Here is a 15,203-nt window from a genome sequence, read left to right as displayed (position 1 = left end):
CCGGGTGACGACCTATGACGATCGAGCGAGCCTCACTGATCTGACCAGCACTGTGGAGCGAGTCCGCAGTTCGGTCGAAGGAGTGATCGAAGGCAAGCCTGAGGTCGTACGGCTTTCGCTGACAGTGCTGCTCGCCGAGGGACATCTTCTGATCGAAGACGTACCCGGCGTCGGCAAGACCATGCTGGCCAAGGCACTGGCGCGGTCCATCGACTGCTCGGTGCGGCGTATCCAGTTCACGCCGGACCTGCTGCCGTCGGACATCACAGGTGTGTCCATCTGGGATCAGCAGCGCAAGGAGTTCGAGTTCAAACCGGGCGCGATCTTCTCGCAGATCGTGATCGGCGACGAGATCAACCGCGCCTCGCCGAAGACGCAGTCCGCGCTCCTGGAGTCCCTGGAGGAGCGCCAGGTCACGATCGACGGCACCACCTACGAGCTGCCGAGCCCCTTCATGGTGGTGGCCACGCAGAACCCGGTGGAGATGGAGGGCACCTACCCGCTGCCGGAGGCCCAGCGCGACCGCTTCATGGCCCGTGTCTCCGTCGGCTACCCGAGCCCGGAGGCCGAGCTGCAGATGCTCGACGTCCACGGCGGGGTCTCGCCGCTGGAGGACATGCAGCCGGTGGCGCACGCGCACGAGATCGTCAAGCTGATCGAGGCCGTCCGGGGCGTGCACGTCGCGGAATCGGTTCGGCGGTACGCGGTGGACCTGGTCGGCGCCACCCGCACCCATCCGGACCTCAGACTCGGTGCCTCGCCGCGCGCCACGCTGCATCTGCTGCGTGCGGCGAGGGCGACCGCCGCCCTGAGCGGCCGGGAGTACGCGCTGCCGGACGACATCCAGTCGCTGGCCGTGTCCATCCTCGCCCACCGGCTGCTGCCCACCGCCCAGGCCCAGCTCAATCGCCGTACGCCGGAGCAGGTGGTCCAGGAGATCCTCCAGCGCACACCCGTGCCGCAGGCCCCCCAGGCGCAGAGCGGGTACGGCTCGGTCCACACCGCGCCCGCGTACCCGCAGCAGCCGCCGCGGAGGCTTGGATGACCACCGCGGGGCCGGCGCCCGCCCCGGAACAGGACAAGGGCGGCCTGCGCACGGCCCTCGCCGGCCTCACCACGCGCGGGCGCTCCTTCCTGGCCGCCGGCGTGGCGGCCGCCGTCTGCGCGTACGTCCTCGGACAGAGCGATCTGCTCCGGGTCGGCCTGCTGCTCGCCGTGCTGCCGCTGGTCTGCGCGACCGTGCTGTACCGCACCCGCTACCGGGTCGCGGGCAGCCGCCGCCTCTCCCCCGCGCGCGTGCCCGCCGGGAGCGAGGCCCGGGTCCATCTGCGGATGGACAACGTCTCGCGGCTGCCCACCGGGCTGCTGATGCTCCAGGACCGGGTGCCGTACGTGCTCGGTCCGCGGCCCCGTTTCGTGCTGGACCGGGTGGAGGCGGGCGGCCGCCGCGAGGTGTCGTACCGCGTCCGCTCCGATCTGCGCGGCCGCTACCCGCTGGGCCCGCTCCAGCTGCGTCTGACCGACCCGTTCGGCATGTGCGAGCTGACCCGGTCCTTCTCGACGTACGACACGCTGACCGTCGTCCCGCGCGTGGAGGCGCTGCCGCCGGTGCGGCTGAACGGCGAGGCCAAGGGATACGGCGACGGGCGGCAGCGGTCGCTGGCGCTGGCCGGCGAGGACGACGTGATCCCGCGCGGCTACCGGCACGGCGACGATCTGCGCCGGGTGCACTGGCGTTCGACCGCACGCTACGGCGAGCTGATGGTGCGCCGCGAGGAACAGCCGCAGCGTGCCCGCTGCACGGTGCTGCTGGACACCCGGGCCGAGGCGTTCCTCGGCGCGGGCCCCGACTCCGCCTTCGAGTGGGCCGTCTCCGGCGCCGCCTCCATGCTGGTTCACATGCTCGAACGGGGCTTCTCGGTGAAGCTGTTGACGGACACCGGCAACTCGGTGCCCGGCGACGGCGCCGACGGGTTCGCGGGCGCCAGCCAGGAGTCCGCCGACGCGGCCGGTCTGATGATGGACACCCTCGCGGTGATCGACCACTCCGACGGCACGAGCCTGTCACCCGCGTACGACGTGCTGCGCGGTGGCAACGAGGGGCTGCTGGTCGCCTTCCTCGGCGACCTCGACGAGGAGCAGGCGACGGTGATCGGCAAGATGCGCCAGCGCGGCGGTGGGGCGGTCGCCTTCCTGCTGGACAGCGAGGCGTGGACGACCGAACCGGGTGAGGTGCCCGGTGCCGGGAGCGCGAGCGAGGAGTCGCTGCGGCTGCTGCACGAGGCGGGCTGGACGGCGCTGACCGTGCCGCGCGGCGCCTCGCTGACGGACCTGTGGCGACAGGCGGACAGGCAGCGCACCGGAGTGATGTCCGGGAGCGGTACGGAGGGACGGTCATGAGCGGGCGGGCGAGACTGGCGCTGTGCGCCTGGGCCGCCACGATCATGGCCGCGTGTGCACTGCTGCCGCTGGTCGACCCGGCGACGTGGATCTTCCAGGCGGCGCTCATGCTGGGCGTACAGGCCGGCGTGGGAGCGCTCACCCGGCGCGTCCCGCTGGCCAGGCCGCTGACCGTGGCCGCCCAGGCGCTGGTCACCCTGATGATGCTGACGCTGGTCTTCGCCCGGGAGCGGGCGGTGGCCGGGATCGTCCCGGGCCCGGAGGCGTTCCAGTACTTCGCGAGGCTGTTGCAGACCGGCGCCGAGGACGTCGGACGGTACGCCATCCCGGCACCGTTGACCGACGGAATCCGGCTGATGATCATCGGCGGCGTGCTGGTGATAGGCCTGCTGGTGGACGCGCTCGCGGTGACGTTCCGCAGCGCCGCCCCGGCCGGTCTGCCGCTGCTCGCGCTGTACTCGGTCGCCGCGGGACTCTCCGACGGCGCCGCCTGGCTGTGGTTCGTGCTGGCCTCGGCCGGCTATCTGCTGCTGCTCCTGACCGAGAGCCGCGACCGGCTCTCGCAGTGGGGCCGGGTCTTCGCCGGCGCGCCCCAGGGTCCGCGGGCGGAGTCCGCGAACGGCGCCGTGGCACCCGTGCGCACCGGGCGGCGTATCGGCGCGGTCGCGCTGGGCATCGCCCTGGTGGTGCCGCTCGGCCTGCCCTCCCTCGACGGCGGGCTGCTCGACGGCACGGGCGCCGGCATCGGCGGGGGTTCCGGGGGTGGCGGCACGATCGCCGCGGTGAACCCGGTGGTGCAGCTGCGCGGCAGCCTGAACGTGGACGAGGACCGCCAGGTCCTGTCCTACCGCACGAACACCGACGACGTGCAGGAGATGTATCTGCGGATCGTCTCCCTGGACGACTTCAACGGCACCTCCTGGACCCCGACCGAGCGCTCCATCACGGGTGTCCCGGACGACTTCGGCACCCCCACCGGGCTCGCCTCCGATGTCAAGCGGTCGTCGATCGAGACCCGGATCGTCGCGTCGGAGGACTACGAGCAGAACTGGCTGCCGATGCCGTACCCGGTCACCGGCGTGGACATCGACGGCGACTGGCGGTACGAGCCCGTGGGGCGCACTCTCGTCGGTGACCACGGCCAGGACACCAAGGGCGCCCAGTACAAGGTCGAGAGCCTGATCGTGGAGCCCACCGCGGAGCAGTTGGCCTCGGCGCCGGAGCCGCCGCCGTCCCTGCGGCGGGAGTACACCAAGGTGCCGGCCTCGCTGCCGCCGGTGGTGGCACAGACCGCGCTGGAGGTCACCGAGGGCGCGAAGAACAACTACGAGCGGGCGGTGAAGCTCCAGGACTGGTTCGCGTTCAGCGGCGAGTTCACGTACGACACGGAGGTGCGGTCGGGCACGGGCGCTCGGGCGATAGCCCGGTTCCTGCAGGACAAGGAGGGCTTCTGCGTCCACTTCTCCTTCGCGATGGCGTCCATGGCCCGCACCCTGGGCATACCGGCGCGGGTGGCGGTGGGCTTCACCCCCGGCACCCCGCAGACGAACGGCACGATGTCGGTGGGCCTGCGCGACGCGCACGCCTGGCCGGAGCTGTACTTCGAGGGCGTGGGCTGGACCCGCTTCGAGCCGACCCCCAACCGGGGCTCGACTCCCGAGTACACGGTCCCGGAGGACACCGGTACCGGCGGTCTTCCCGAGGTGCCCCGTCCCTCCACGTCGGCGTCCACGGCGCCGTCGGCCGAGCCGTCGGCGAGCGAGAGCTGCACGCCGCAGGAGGCGAAGCTGGGGGCCTGCGGGAGCGAGTCCGCGGCGGCCCTGCCGGGTTCGGACGACGGGGAGCGCTCGTTCTGGGGCCTGGTGTTCTTCTCGCCCTGGACCCTGTTGATCCTCCCGGGAGCGCTTCTGGCGCTGGCGATCCCGTTGCTGCCGATGCTGTGGCGGCTACGGGTCCGGTCCGTGCGGCTGGGCTCGCACCAGGGCGGGGTGCCGAAGGGGACCCAGGCCCAGGAGCCCGCCGTCGCGCGGGAGGTGACCCATGAAGGCGCCGGGGCCCCGGGCTCCCCGGAAGAGCCGGGCAGGGCCACGTCGTACGGCCGTACGGAGGCCGCGGCGGCTCATGCGCTGGCCGCCTGGCAGGAGGTGGCCGACACGGCGTGGGACTACGGGATCGCGCCGGACGAGTCGCAGACACCCCGCAAGGCCGCCGCGCGGATCGTGCGGCTCGGGGAGCTGGAACCGACAGCCGCCGACGCGGTGCACCGGGTGGCGGCGGCGGTGGAGCAGGTTCTCTTCGCTCCGCGTCCTCAGATCCCCGCGGGTCTCGCCCGGGACGCGCACCAGGTCGAGATCGGCCTCAAGGCCCACGCCGGCCGCCGCACCCGACTGCGGGCACTGCTGCTGCCGCGTTCGACCGTCCGGGTGGCGTGGGCCCTTGCCGCGCGCTGGGCGGACACCAGGGACGAGCTGTTGTCCCGCCTCCCCGCGCCGCGCCTGCCCTGGCGGCGCCCCACACCGAGCCGGAACGGCTAGCGCCGACGCGTCACGGTCCTGTCCCCACCGGGTTCGCCCGGCGGGGACAGGACCGTTCGACTGTCGCTGCCGCAGCCGTGGCAGTGGCAGTGGCAGTGGCAGTGGCAGCACGACGATGCGGGCCGGCCCCCCAGGGCCGTACGGCGATGTGGGGCGGCCCCCAGGGCCCCTACGACGATGCAGGGTGGCCCCCGCGGAGGGCGCACGGTGATGCGCGGGCCCTCGCCTGAGGGCATGCTCGAAGGGTGACCGCCGCTCGGGTGGTCACCCTTCGTCCGTGTTCAGCTGTGGCTGTCGGGTCGGCGGTTCGGCGGGCTCAGTGGCCGCCCTGCTCGTCACGACGGCGCTGCCAGCGCTGTTCGATTCGTTCCATCATGGAGCGGCGCTGTCGCGTCTGCCGACGCTCACCGGCGGAGCCTGCGGCACCGGCGGGCTGCTCACCCGGCTTGGGGGCCTTGCGCCAACCGGTTACGGCGAGCACGGCGCAGCCCAGCATGACGAGGAATCCCACCACGCTGACCCAGATCTGCTGTGCGACCATTCCGGCCATGAGGAGCGCGATACCCACCAGAAAGCCCGCGACCGCCTGGTAGACCCGCCGCCGGGTGTACGTACGCAGCCCGCTTCCCTCAAGCGCTGACGCGAACTTGGGATCTTCGGCGTACAGCGCTCGCTCCATCTGCTCGAGCATGCGCTGCTCGTGCTCTGAGAGCGGCACGGAGTCCTCCTCATCGTGCGGTCGCCGGGGCGACCCGGGGGGTCCTCTTCAGGATAGGCAGGGAATCGCCCCCTTGAAACCCGCCCCTCTACGCCAATTCGCCAACCGGAACCCGCCATGGCACCCCGACTCGCTGAGGTGTGAATTCCCCAGCGGACGGCCCGTCATGCCGGAACGGTCTCCCTCGATCATACGGCTCCGAGCGCCCGATCGGGGGGCCTGTGGCGTACTCCATCCGCCGCCGAGCCCCTGATCAGCGGGGCATGCTCGTCCGTCGCGGGAGACGGCTCAGGACTCGGTGGCCCCTCGCGTCTCCCCCAGCACATGAAGTTGGGTGGCCACGGAGTGGAAGGCGGGCAGCTCTGCGGCCACCGCCTCCAGCTTGAGCAGCGCGTCCAGGGCGCCGGGCTCGGTGTCGACGAGGACACCGGGGACGAGGTCGGCGAAGACCCGGACGCCGTGCACGGCGGCGACCCGGAGGCCCGCGCCCTCGACGAGCGCGGTGAGCTGTTCGACGGTGAAGCGGTGCGGAACCGGATCACCCTCGCCCCAGCGTCCGTTCGGGTCGTCGAGCGCCTGCCGGGCCTCCTTGAAGTGCCCGGCGAGGGCGCGGGCGAGGACGGCGCCGCCCAGGCCGGCGGCGAGCAGGCTGAGGACGCCCTCGGAGCGCAGCGCGGCGACCGCGTTGCCGATGCCCTCGGCGGGGTCGTCCACGTATTCGAGGACACCGTGGCAGAGCACGGCGTCGTACCCGCCGCGCTCGACGACGTCGAAGAGGCCGTGCGCGTCGCCCTGGACGCCCCGGACACGGTCGGCGACGCCGGCCTCGGCGGCCCTCCGCTCCAGCGCGAACAGCGCGTTCGGGCTGGGGTCGACCACGGTGACGCGGTGGCCGAGGCGTGCGGCGGGCACGGCGAACCGGCCGCTGCCGCCTCCGGTGTCCAGTACGTCGAGCGACTCGCGCCCCGTCGCCTTCACCCGGCGGTCGAGGGCGTCCTGGAGGACCTCCCAGACCACGGCGGTACGGAGAGAGGCGCGGGGTCGCATCGGGTCCGACACGGCAGTTGACTCCTCGGCGCGGCACCGCCTGGTGTGCGGGCGGAGCGATGGGCTTGCGTCTCCGCCGGGCCGGTGGCCGTGACGGAGGGTGCTGGTGCCCCCAACCCTAATGGGCGGCGCCGGGACGGTCGGTCAGCCCGCGTCCGGGACCTCCGGGCCGCCGTCCCGCCGGGGTTGCGGCAGTACCGGCTGGAGCACCAGCATCCGTTCGACCAGGCGCAGGAACATCGCCACGTCGCGTATGAGGTCGTCGGCGTCGCGCGCGCTCGCCGCGCCCTGTATCCCGGCCTCGGCCCGTGCCCGGCGGGCGGCGCCGGAGGCGAACAGCGCGCTCCACTCGGCGAGTTCGGGCGCTATCTCGGGGAGCACTTCCCAGGCGCTCCGGATCTTGGCCCGGCGCTTCGGGGTGGGTTCGGGGCGCCCCCGGGCGGCGAGCACCGCGGCGGCGGTGCGCAGGGCGGCGAGGTGTGCGGTGGCGTATCGCTCGTTCGGCGTGCGGAGTCCGGACGCCTCGTCGAGCCCGGAGCGGGCCTGGGCGAGCAGGTCGAGGGCGGCGGGCGGGGCCGTCGCCCGGCGCAGCACGGGGTGCACGTCGCTCGCCGGGCCGGTCAGTGAGGGGGCAGGGCCGGTGGCGCGGCGCCGGTTGGCGGCTGCTGCGTGGTAGCTGGCCATGACGAACCTCCTGTCGTCTGCGGACGGCACGCTCTGACACGAGGTGCCGTATGTGCCCATCGTGCGGTATGCCACTGACAATCCGTTCTGACCTGCACTTTTGCTTCGATCAAAGGTTCGGAGTAGTTTTTGCACTGACCAGTCAGTTCAAATATGGCCGGAGGGGTTTCGGAAACATGGCTGAGGCAGGGGAGGCGGACACCGGGCGGGGGACGGCCCACGGTGCCGCCGTCGGCGCGGAGGAGTTCGGGCTCAGAGGTCCGCGCGGCTGGGCCTTCCGGGGCGTCGGGTTCGACGCGGAGGCCGGCTCGCTGGTCGCGATCGCGGGGCCGTCCGGGTCGGGCCGGACCTCTCTGCTGCTCGCGCTGACCGGCCGTATGAAGCCGAGCGAGGGCCGTGCCACGGTCGGCTCCCTACGGCTGCCGAAACGGATGGCGGCCGTGCGCCGCATCAGCGCCCTCGCCCATGTCCCCGGCGTGACGGACCTCGACCCGGCCCTGACCGTCGAGGAGCACCTGCGTGAACGGGCGCTGCTGCAGCGGCGGTTCGACGGCACCCTGCGCGGGCTGCTGCGCCCCCGGGCCGAGCGTGCCGCCGAGACGAGGGACCGGATCGAGGCCGCCGCGACCGCCGCCGGGCTCGACCGCGAGGCGCTGCCCAAGGGCTCGCGGACGGCCGTACGCGACCTCGACCGGATGGAGGCCCTGCGGCTGTCGGTCGCCCTCGCCCTCGTCGCCCGGCCCCGACTGCTGGGCGTCGACGACACCGACCTGAAGCTCTCCGACGCCGAACGGACGGCGATGTGGGCCCTGTTGACATCCCTCACCGAGTCCGGGATCACGGTCGTGGCGGTGTGCAGCGAGGCCCCGGAGGGGGCGGTCGTGGTGACGACGGGGGCCCGTGAACCGAAGAGCGACGAGAAGTCCGACCACGACAACTCCGACCAAGAGAACCAGGACGACGAGAGCTCCGACGCCGAGAACGGCGACGCCGACAGCTCCGACCACGACAAACACGACAAACACGACAACCACGACGACGAGAACCACGACGACGACAAGGAGACGGCAGATGCGCTCGCCGCGACTGGCCGCGCTTGAGCTCAGGCGGTTCGGCCGGGGGAAGCTGCCGCGCGCCGCGCTGGTCTCGCTCCTGCTGCTGCCGCTGCTGTACGGCGCCCTGTACCTGTGGTCCTTCTGGGACCCGTACGGCCGGCTGGACCGCATCCCCGTGGCGCTGGTGAACGACGACCGGGGGGCGTCGGTCGGCAAGGAGAGACTGACGGCCGGCGACGACATCGCGAAGGGGCTGCGGGACAGCGACACCTTCGAGTGGCACCGGGTGAGCGCCGCCGAGGCCCGCGCGGGCGTCGAGGACGGTACGTACTACCTGTCGCTGACCATGCCGGAGGACTTCAGCGAGCGCATCGCGTCCAGTTCGGGGGACGTGCCGGAGACGGGCGCCCTCCAGGTGCGGACGAACGACGCGAACAACTACATCGTCGGGCAGATCTCGCGGACGGTGTTCTCGGAGGTGCGGACGGCTGCGTCGACGAAGGCGTCGCGGTCGTTCCTGGACCGGATCTTCATCTCGTTCTCGGACATCCACGGGAAGACCGAGGAGGCCGCGGACGGCGCCGACGACCTCAAGGGCGGTATCGACAAGGCGGAGCAGGGCTCCAAGGATCTCGCGGACGGGCTGCGGAAGGCCAAGGAGGGCAGCGGGGACCTGTCCGACGGGCTGAATGACCTGGACGAGGGAGCGGGCGACCTCGAGGACGGGGCCCGGCAGGTCGCGGACGGCACCGGGAAGCTCGCCGACAAGGTCGGTGCCGCGGCGGACCAGGTGCGGCCCTTCCTGAAGGAGAACGGCGACACCATCGCCGACACCGCCACCCTGGTCGCCGACTCGGCGGCCACGATCCGTGATCACCTCGACGCGTTCGTCAGGACGGCACCGGCCGCCGCGACCGGCACCCGTACCGCCTCCGACACCCTCGACGACGTCCACCGGCGCCGCTGCGAGGAAGCCGTCCTGCCGGACGCGGCCTGCGCGGACCTGAAGAAGGCGAAGGACGCGGCGGCTCAGGCGGCCGTGCTCGCCGAGGACGTCAACACCGTGGTGAAGAACTACGACGGGGACATGAAGGCCTTCGACAAGGATCTTCAGACCCTGGAGAAGCAGGCCCGCGCCCTCGCGAAGGCGGCGCCCACCCTCTCCACCGACCTCGACGACGCCGTCGCCAAGGTCGACGCGCTCGACAAGGGCGCCGCGCAGGTCGCCAAGGGGGCCAGGGCCCTGCACACCGGCCTCGGGACGGCCAAGTCCGGCGCGGAGGACCTCGACACCGGCGTCGGTGCCCTGAAGACGGGCGCGGTCGACCTCAAGGGCGGCATGTACAAGCTGGCCGACGGCTCCGGGAAGCTCGCGGGCGGTCTGCACGACGGGGCCGAGCGGATCCCCGACTACGACGAGCAGGATCGCGACGAGCGCACCGAAGTGATGGCCGATCCGGTGCAGTTGGCCAGCAGGGACCTGCACAAGGCGCCCAACTACGGCACCGGGTTCGCCCCGTACTTCATCCCGCTGTCCCTGTGGGTGGGCGCGATGGTGGCGTACATGCTGATCCAGCCGCTCAACCGGCGGGCCCTCGCGGCGGGTGCCTCGGCGTGGCGGATCGCGCTGGCGGGCTGGCTGCCGGTGGCCGCCTTGGGCGTGCTGCAGACGGTCGCGCTGATGGCGGTGCTGCACTGGGCGGTCGGCCTGCAGATGGCGCGGGCGGCCGGGACGGTGGGCTTCCTGTTCCTGGTGACGGCGTGCTTCGCGGCGATCGTGCAGTGGCTCAACGCGCGCTTCGGGGCGGCGGGCCGGATCCTCGTCCTCGCCTTCCTGATGCTCCAGTTGACGTCCGCGGGCGGCACGTATCCCGTGCAGACCAGCCCGGACTTCTTCAACGCGGTCCACCCCTTCCTGCCGATGAGCCATGTCGTCGACGCCCTCAGGCGGCTGATCACGGGCGGCGGTCTGGGCCCGGTGTGGCAGGCGTGCGCGGTGCTGGTGGCGTTCACGGTGGGCGCCCTCGCGCTGACCGCCCTGTCGGCTCGCCGCAAACAGGTGTGGACGCTGGACCGGCTGCACCCGGAGTTGAGTCTGTGACCGCGCGGGGAGCGGTTCCCGCCCACGGCGCGGTTCCTGTGACAATCAGGGCCATGGAAAGCAGCAACGCCCCCGGCGGCGCAGGCGGGGGCCGCCGCGAGGCGACCCGGCAGAAACTCTACGAAGCGGCCGTCACCCTCATCGCGGAACAGGGGTTCTCCGCCACCACGGTGGACGAGATCGCCGAACGCGCCGGAGTCGCCAAGGGCACCGTCTACTACAACTTCGCCAGCAAGTCGGTCCTCTTCGAGGAGCTGCTGCGGCACGGCGTGGGACTGCTCACCGCCTCCCTCCGCGAGGCGGCCGAGCGGACCGCGAAGGACGGCGGCAGCAGGGTCGACTCCCTGGACGCGATGGTCCGGGCCGGGCTCGTCTTCATCGACCGCTACCCGTCCTTCACCCAGCTGTACGTGGCCGAGCTGTGGCGCACCAACCGGGCCTGGCAGTCCACGCTCATGGTCGTGCGGCAGGAGGTGGTCGCCGTCGTCGAGGGGGTGCTCCGCGAGGGTGTCGAGCGAGGCGAGCTGAGCGACGAGATCGATGTCGGCCTGACGGCGTCGGCCCTGGTCGGCATGGTCCTGGTGGCCGCGCTGGACTGGAAGGCCTTCCAGCCGGAACGCTCCCTGGACGATGTCCACGCGGCGCTGTCCAGGCTGCTGCAGGGCCGAGTCGGCGGACACGGCTGACCTGCCGGGGCGGAAACGAGAGCGCCGGTCCGAACTGGCCGCGTCCCCCGCGGGCCACCTCGAACCGGCGCTTCCCCGTTCCCCCGTACTCCCCCGTACTCCCCCGTGCCTCGCTCCCGTCGACTCGCGTCGACGGAAGGAGCGGTAGGAGCGCGAGTGCCGTTCCGCCGCCCCGTGTCGGCGGTGCCGGAGCCGTGCCCCTTCCCGTGCCTCCACTCTTCCGTTTCCGCAGGTCGCGACCCATCCGTGCGCGTACTCATCTCCACGACTGGGTACGCGTACTCAGCACTGCGCACTCAGGCCCAGACCGCGCTGTTGCCGACTGGTGACGATCGCGCCCGCGCTCGTACTCCCCGGGTCGTCGGCGCAGCCCGCCACCCAGGGGCGCGGGGAACCGCGCGGCACGCCACGACGCTCCCGCGCCCGCCGGACCGACCCCGACGGACCGGACCCCCCGAGCTCGACCGCGAACAAGGAATGTCAGCGGCGGCCGATAAGGTCGCTGACATGGCAAGGATTGTGGTGATCGGCGCCGGCCTCGGCGCGATGGCAGCCGCCGCCCGGCTGGCCGTCGCGGGCCACCGCGTCGTGGTGCACGAGAGCACGACGACCTACGGCGGAGCCGTGGGCCGCTTCGAGCGCGACGGCTTCGCGTTCGACACGGGACCGGGGCTGCTGCCGCTCCCCGCCGTCCACCGCGATCTGTTCCTCAAGACCGGCAAGGAACCGCTGGAGAAGTGCGTCGACCTGGTCCAGGTCGACCCGGCGGCCCGGCACGTCTTCGCGGACGGCACCGACCTCCTGCTGCCGAACGCCTCACGCGCGGGCGTGGTCGCCGCGCTGAACTCCACGCTCGGCGCGGGCGCCGGCGACCGCTGGGGCGATTTCCTGGTGCGGGCCCGCGAAGCCTGGGACCGCACCCGGCGCCCCCTCCTGGAGGAGCCGCTGTGGTCCGACTGGAAGGTCCTCGCCGAGCGCGAGCCGTACCCCTCGGTCCCCCACAAGCGCCTGCTGCGCACCCGCCGCGCCGCCACCCTCGCGGAGGTCGGCGCGTGGGAGCTGCGCGACCCTCGGCTGACGGCCCTGCTGGAGAGCCACGCCCTCGCGTACGGCCTGGACCCGAGGAGCGTCCCGGCGAGCGCTGCGGTCCTGCCCTACCTGGATCACGCCTTCGGGACCTGGTACGTCCGGGGCGGCGTACGGGAGTTGGCGCGGGCACTGTACGAGCGGTGCCTGGCCCGCAGGGTCGAGTTCGTCTTCGGTGCCGAGGTCACCGGGATCGTCGAGAAGGACGGCCGGGCGGCCGGGGTGGAGCTGGCGGACGGCGCGGTGGCCGGGGCCGACTTCGTGGTCGCCGGGGTCGCGCCCGAGGTGCTGAGCCGCCTGGCGCGGCGGTCGGTCGTGCGGAGTGCCGGCGAGGTACCGGCCCAGCGCGCGACGACGAGCCGGCTGACCGTGCTGCTGGCGCTGCGCGGGGGCCGTCCGCAGGGCGCGGCGCACCGGACGGTGGTGCACGCGGAGGACCGTGACGCCGAGTTGGAGCTCCTGTTCGGTCCGTCACATGGAATGGTCGCCCGGCCCACGATGACGGTGCTGCGGCCGGACGATCCGGGACTGGTCCCGGACGCCGACCATGAGGCGGTCACGATCACCTGCGCGGTCCCCGCCGAGCCCGACTGGAGTCGGGCGGAGTCGGAGGTGTTCGATCTGCGGGCGGAGCAGTTGATCGACGCCGCCGAGCGCGCCGTGCCCGGCCTGCGCGAGCGTCTTCTGTGGAGCGAGGTGCGCACCCCGGCCGACATCGCGCGGACGACGGGTGCGGAGGGCGGCGCGGTCCCGGCCCCGGCGCTCGCCGCGGCGGACGGGCGATGGCTGCACCCGTCCAACACCACCGCTGTGCCGGGCCTGTTCACCGTCGGCGGCTGGTCCCACCCCGGCGGCGGTCTTCCGCACGCCGGGATGTCGGGCGCGCTGGTGGCGGGACTGATCGTGGAGGGACCGGAGTTCCGCGGCTCGCAGTGAGCCCCGGCGGGATCGGACGGGAGGTCGAACGGGTCCTTCAGAAACGGTACTGCTGCTCGTCGTAGCCGTTCTGGCCGTTGCCGTTGCCCTGGTACGGGTACTGCTGGTCCGACGGCAGGTCCGAGCCGAACGGGTCGTCGGTGTTGCGCTGCTGCGGGACCCAGACACCGCCGGGCGGGGTCTCGCCGCCGTAGCCGCCGTTGCCGTACTGGTCCTGGCCGTAGCCCTGTTGACCGTATCCCTGCTGCCCGTAGGACTGGTCGTACGAGGCCGTGGCGTCGTACGTCTGGGTGCCGATGTACGGGTCGGAGTAGGCGGCGTACTGCTGTTGCTGGGACGGGTCGTAGCCGTACCCCTGCTGGTCGTAGCCGTAGTAGGCGAAGGCCTCGTCCTGCGCGGACTGGTCGGCGGTCGCGTGCTGCTGGCCGGCTCCCGCGTAGGCGTTGTCGTCGCCGTAGATGCCGTACGTGCTGGTGTCGTCCGGGAGGGGTTCCGGGGAGTAGACGGTGCTCGTGGCGGCCCCGGAGGGCGTGGACTGCGGGCGGACGAACACGTCGTCGTCGCGGTCGTCGAGCGGGTCGTCGCCCTGGTGGTACGTTCCGGCGGCGGTGGTCTCCAGATCTGTGACCTCAAGGGTCGGGTCCTGGCGGTCCGGTTCGCCGCGGCGACGCTTCTTGCCCGCCTTGGGCAGCCGGCCGCCGTCCTCGCCCTCGCCGGAGCGCGGGCGGACGGCCCAGCCGGCCTCGAAGCCACGACGGAACGACAGCGTCACATAGGTCTGCCCGATCGCGAACCCGATCGCGCCCAGCGCGATGACGATCACGTTGGGGATCAGGACACCGAGGACGACACCGAGGAAACCGCCGAAAGCGAGCAGCCGCCAGCGCAGCCGCGCCTTGTACTGCAGCAGCACCTCACCCAGCAGCCACAACGCGACGACGCCGAACGCGATGTAGAGGACCGCCCAGCCCATGTACGCCCCTCTCCCTGTAGCCGCTCCGCAGTGTGTCGTACGCGAGTGCGACCGGTCTAGGCCCGTGGTGGATGGTGCAGGCCCAGGTTCTCGTAGATTTCCAGAGTCGCGGTGGAGTTGTTCAGGGTGATGAAGTGAAGTCCGGGGACTCCTTCGTCCAACAGCCTCGCGCAGAACTCCGTGGCGAACTCGATGCCAATGGAGCGTACAGCGGCCGGATCGTCTTTGGCTGTGACGATCCGCTCTTTCAGGGCGTTCGGGATGGCGGCGTTGCTGAGTTTGGGCAACCGTTCCAGCATCTTCACGCTGGTGACGGGCATGACCTCGGGAATGACGGGGGTTTCGCAGCCGGCGCTCGCGACCGCGTCCCTCAGACGCAGGTACGACTCGGGGTGGAAGAACATCTGCGTGATCGCGTAGTCGGCGCCGGCCCGGCACTTGTCGACGAAGCGCGCCACGTCGCTGTCCCAGTCCGGGGAGCGCGGGTGCATCTCCGGGAAGGCCGCGACACCTACGCAGAAGTCGCCCGATTCCTTGATGAGCCGGACGAGTTCGGCGGCGTAGGTCAGGCCCTGCGGATGCGCGACCCACTCGGCCAAGGGGTCGCCGGGCGGGTCACCGCGGACCGCGAGGATGTTGCGGATCCCGGCGCCCGCGAACTGGCCGATGATGTTGCGCAGTTCGGCGATGGAGTGGCTGACCGCGGTGAGGTGGGCGACCGGGGTGAGCGTGGTGTCGGCGGCGATCTGCTCGGTCGCCTTCACCGTGCCGGCCCGCGTGGAGCCGCCCGCGCCGTACGTCACGGAGACGAAGCTGGGAGCGACCGCCTCGATCCTGCGGAGGGCGTTCCACAGGTTCCGCTCGCCCTTCGCCGTCTTGGGCGCCCAGAACTCGAAGGAGTACGTGGTCTTGCCCGTGGCGAGCATGTCACGCACGGTGCGTGCGTGGTCAGTCCGGGTAGAAGCGGTTCCTAGGGCCATACC

At 72.2% G+C, this 15,203-nt stretch carries 12 protein-coding genes; 7 read left to right on the top strand and 5 right to left on the bottom strand.

Annotated elements, in window-relative coordinates; translation table 11 throughout:
- Positions 1–4 precede the first annotated feature (4 nt).
- From K1J60_RS33210 to K1J60_RS33200, 3 genes are read left to right on the top strand one after another with little or no spacing between them, the layout of a single operon-like run.
- Entirely contained in the window at positions 5–1,045 is a 1,041-nt protein-coding gene (locus tag K1J60_RS33210) for an AAA family ATPase (RefSeq protein ID WP_220649428.1), read from the top strand.
- Positions 1,042–2,400 carry a DUF58 domain-containing protein gene (locus K1J60_RS33205; protein WP_220649427.1) on the top strand — a complete coding sequence of 453 codons (1,359 nt, stop codon included), beginning with the start codon at positions 1,042–1,044 and terminating at the stop codon, positions 2,398–2,400. The genes K1J60_RS33210 and K1J60_RS33205 overlap by 4 nt, the downstream gene beginning before the upstream one ends.
- Positions 2,397–4,934, top strand: coding sequence for a transglutaminase TgpA family protein (locus K1J60_RS33200; RefSeq protein ID WP_220649426.1), 2,538 nt, complete (start codon positions 2,397–2,399; stop codon positions 4,932–4,934). Before K1J60_RS33205 ends, K1J60_RS33200 begins: the two co-directional genes overlap by 4 nt.
- Before the next feature lie 316 nt (positions 4,935–5,250).
- Here the strand turns inward: K1J60_RS33200 and K1J60_RS33195 are convergent, their stop codons facing one another.
- From K1J60_RS33195 to K1J60_RS33185, 3 genes are all read right to left on the bottom strand, one after another.
- Positions 5,251–5,652: a DUF3040 domain-containing protein gene (locus K1J60_RS33195; RefSeq protein WP_220649425.1), complete on the bottom strand. Its 402-nt coding sequence runs from the start codon at positions 5,650–5,652 to the stop codon at positions 5,251–5,253.
- A gap of 288 nt (positions 5,653–5,940) precedes the next feature.
- Positions 5,941–6,711, bottom strand: a complete 771-nt coding sequence (locus K1J60_RS33190) for a class I SAM-dependent methyltransferase (protein WP_220649424.1) — start codon at positions 6,709–6,711, stop codon at positions 5,941–5,943.
- Positions 6,712–6,843: 132 nt separating this feature from the next.
- Positions 6,844–7,383: an SAV_6107 family HEPN domain-containing protein gene (locus K1J60_RS33185; protein WP_220649423.1), complete on the bottom strand. Its 540-nt coding sequence runs from the start codon at positions 7,381–7,383 to the stop codon at positions 6,844–6,846.
- Between the two features lie 176 nt (positions 7,384–7,559).
- Between K1J60_RS33185 and K1J60_RS33180 the strand changes: the two genes are divergently transcribed.
- The 4 genes from K1J60_RS33180 (at position 7,560) to K1J60_RS33165 (ending at position 13,247) form a co-directional block, all read left to right on the top strand.
- The gene (locus K1J60_RS33180) at positions 7,560–8,483 is read left to right on the top strand and encodes an ATP-binding cassette domain-containing protein (RefSeq protein WP_220649422.1); all 924 of its coding nucleotides are present in this window, start codon (positions 7,560–7,562) and stop codon (positions 8,481–8,483) included.
- Positions 8,455–10,539, top strand: coding sequence for a YhgE/Pip domain-containing protein (locus K1J60_RS33175; RefSeq protein WP_220649421.1), 2,085 nt, complete (start codon positions 8,455–8,457; stop codon positions 10,537–10,539). Before K1J60_RS33180 ends, K1J60_RS33175 begins: the two co-directional genes overlap by 29 nt.
- A gap of 53 nt (positions 10,540–10,592) precedes the next feature.
- A complete protein-coding gene (locus K1J60_RS33170) occupies positions 10,593–11,225 on the top strand; it encodes a TetR/AcrR family transcriptional regulator (RefSeq protein ID WP_220649420.1) in 633 nt (210 codons plus the stop codon).
- 507 nt (positions 11,226–11,732) lie between these two features.
- Positions 11,733–13,247, top strand: a complete 1,515-nt coding sequence (locus tag K1J60_RS33165; protein WP_220649419.1) for a phytoene desaturase family protein — start codon at positions 11,733–11,735, stop codon at positions 13,245–13,247.
- A 37-nt stretch (positions 13,248–13,284) separates the two neighbouring features.
- Here the strand turns inward: K1J60_RS33165 and K1J60_RS33160 are convergent, their stop codons facing one another.
- Together K1J60_RS33160 and metF are read right to left on the bottom strand one after the other, a co-directional pair.
- The gene (locus K1J60_RS33160) at positions 13,285–14,220 is read right to left on the bottom strand and encodes an SCO2102 family sporulation regulator (RefSeq protein WP_220649418.1); all 936 of its coding nucleotides are present in this window, start codon (positions 14,218–14,220) and stop codon (positions 13,285–13,287) included.
- A 56-nt stretch (positions 14,221–14,276) separates the two neighbouring features.
- Positions 14,277–15,200 carry a methylenetetrahydrofolate reductase [NAD(P)H] gene (gene metF / locus K1J60_RS33155; RefSeq protein WP_220649417.1) on the bottom strand — a complete coding sequence of 308 codons (924 nt, stop codon included), beginning with the start codon at positions 15,198–15,200 and terminating at the stop codon, positions 14,277–14,279.
- Positions 15,201–15,203 lie beyond the last annotated feature (3 nt).

The sequence above is a fragment of the Streptomyces akebiae genome (assembly GCF_019599145.1).
In the GTDB taxonomy this organism is placed as follows: Bacteria; Actinomycetota; Actinomycetes; order Streptomycetales; family Streptomycetaceae; genus Streptomyces; species Streptomyces akebiae.
Note: the sequence above shows the minus strand (reverse complement) of the source record. Positions and strands in the feature narration are given on the sequence as shown.

Bases quoted from the DNA above. Each gene is read 5' to 3' on its own strand.
- K1J60_RS33205 (WP_220649427.1), top strand. From the start codon at position 1,042: ATGACCACCGCGGGGCCGGCGCCCGCCCCGGAACAGGACAAGGGCGGC.
- K1J60_RS33200 (WP_220649426.1), top strand. From the start codon at position 2,397: ATGAGCGGGCGGGCGAGACTGGCGCTGTGCGCCTGGGCCGCCACGATC.
- K1J60_RS33185 (WP_220649423.1), bottom strand. From the start codon at position 7,383: ATGGCCAGCTACCACGCAGCAGCCGCCAACCGGCGCCGCGCCACCGGC.
- K1J60_RS33180 (WP_220649422.1), top strand. From the start codon at position 7,560: ATGGCTGAGGCAGGGGAGGCGGACACCGGGCGGGGGACGGCCCACGGT.
- K1J60_RS33175 (WP_220649421.1), top strand. From the start codon at position 8,455: ATGCGCTCGCCGCGACTGGCCGCGCTTGAGCTCAGGCGGTTCGGCCGG.
- K1J60_RS33170 (WP_220649420.1), top strand. From the start codon at position 10,593: ATGGAAAGCAGCAACGCCCCCGGCGGCGCAGGCGGGGGCCGCCGCGAG.
- K1J60_RS33165 (WP_220649419.1), top strand. From the start codon at position 11,733: ATGGCAAGGATTGTGGTGATCGGCGCCGGCCTCGGCGCGATGGCAGCC.
- K1J60_RS33160 (WP_220649418.1), bottom strand. From the start codon at position 14,220: ATGGGCTGGGCGGTCCTCTACATCGCGTTCGGCGTCGTCGCGTTGTGG.
- metF (WP_220649417.1), bottom strand. From the start codon at position 15,200: ATGGCCCTAGGAACCGCTTCTACCCGGACTGACCACGCACGCACCGTG.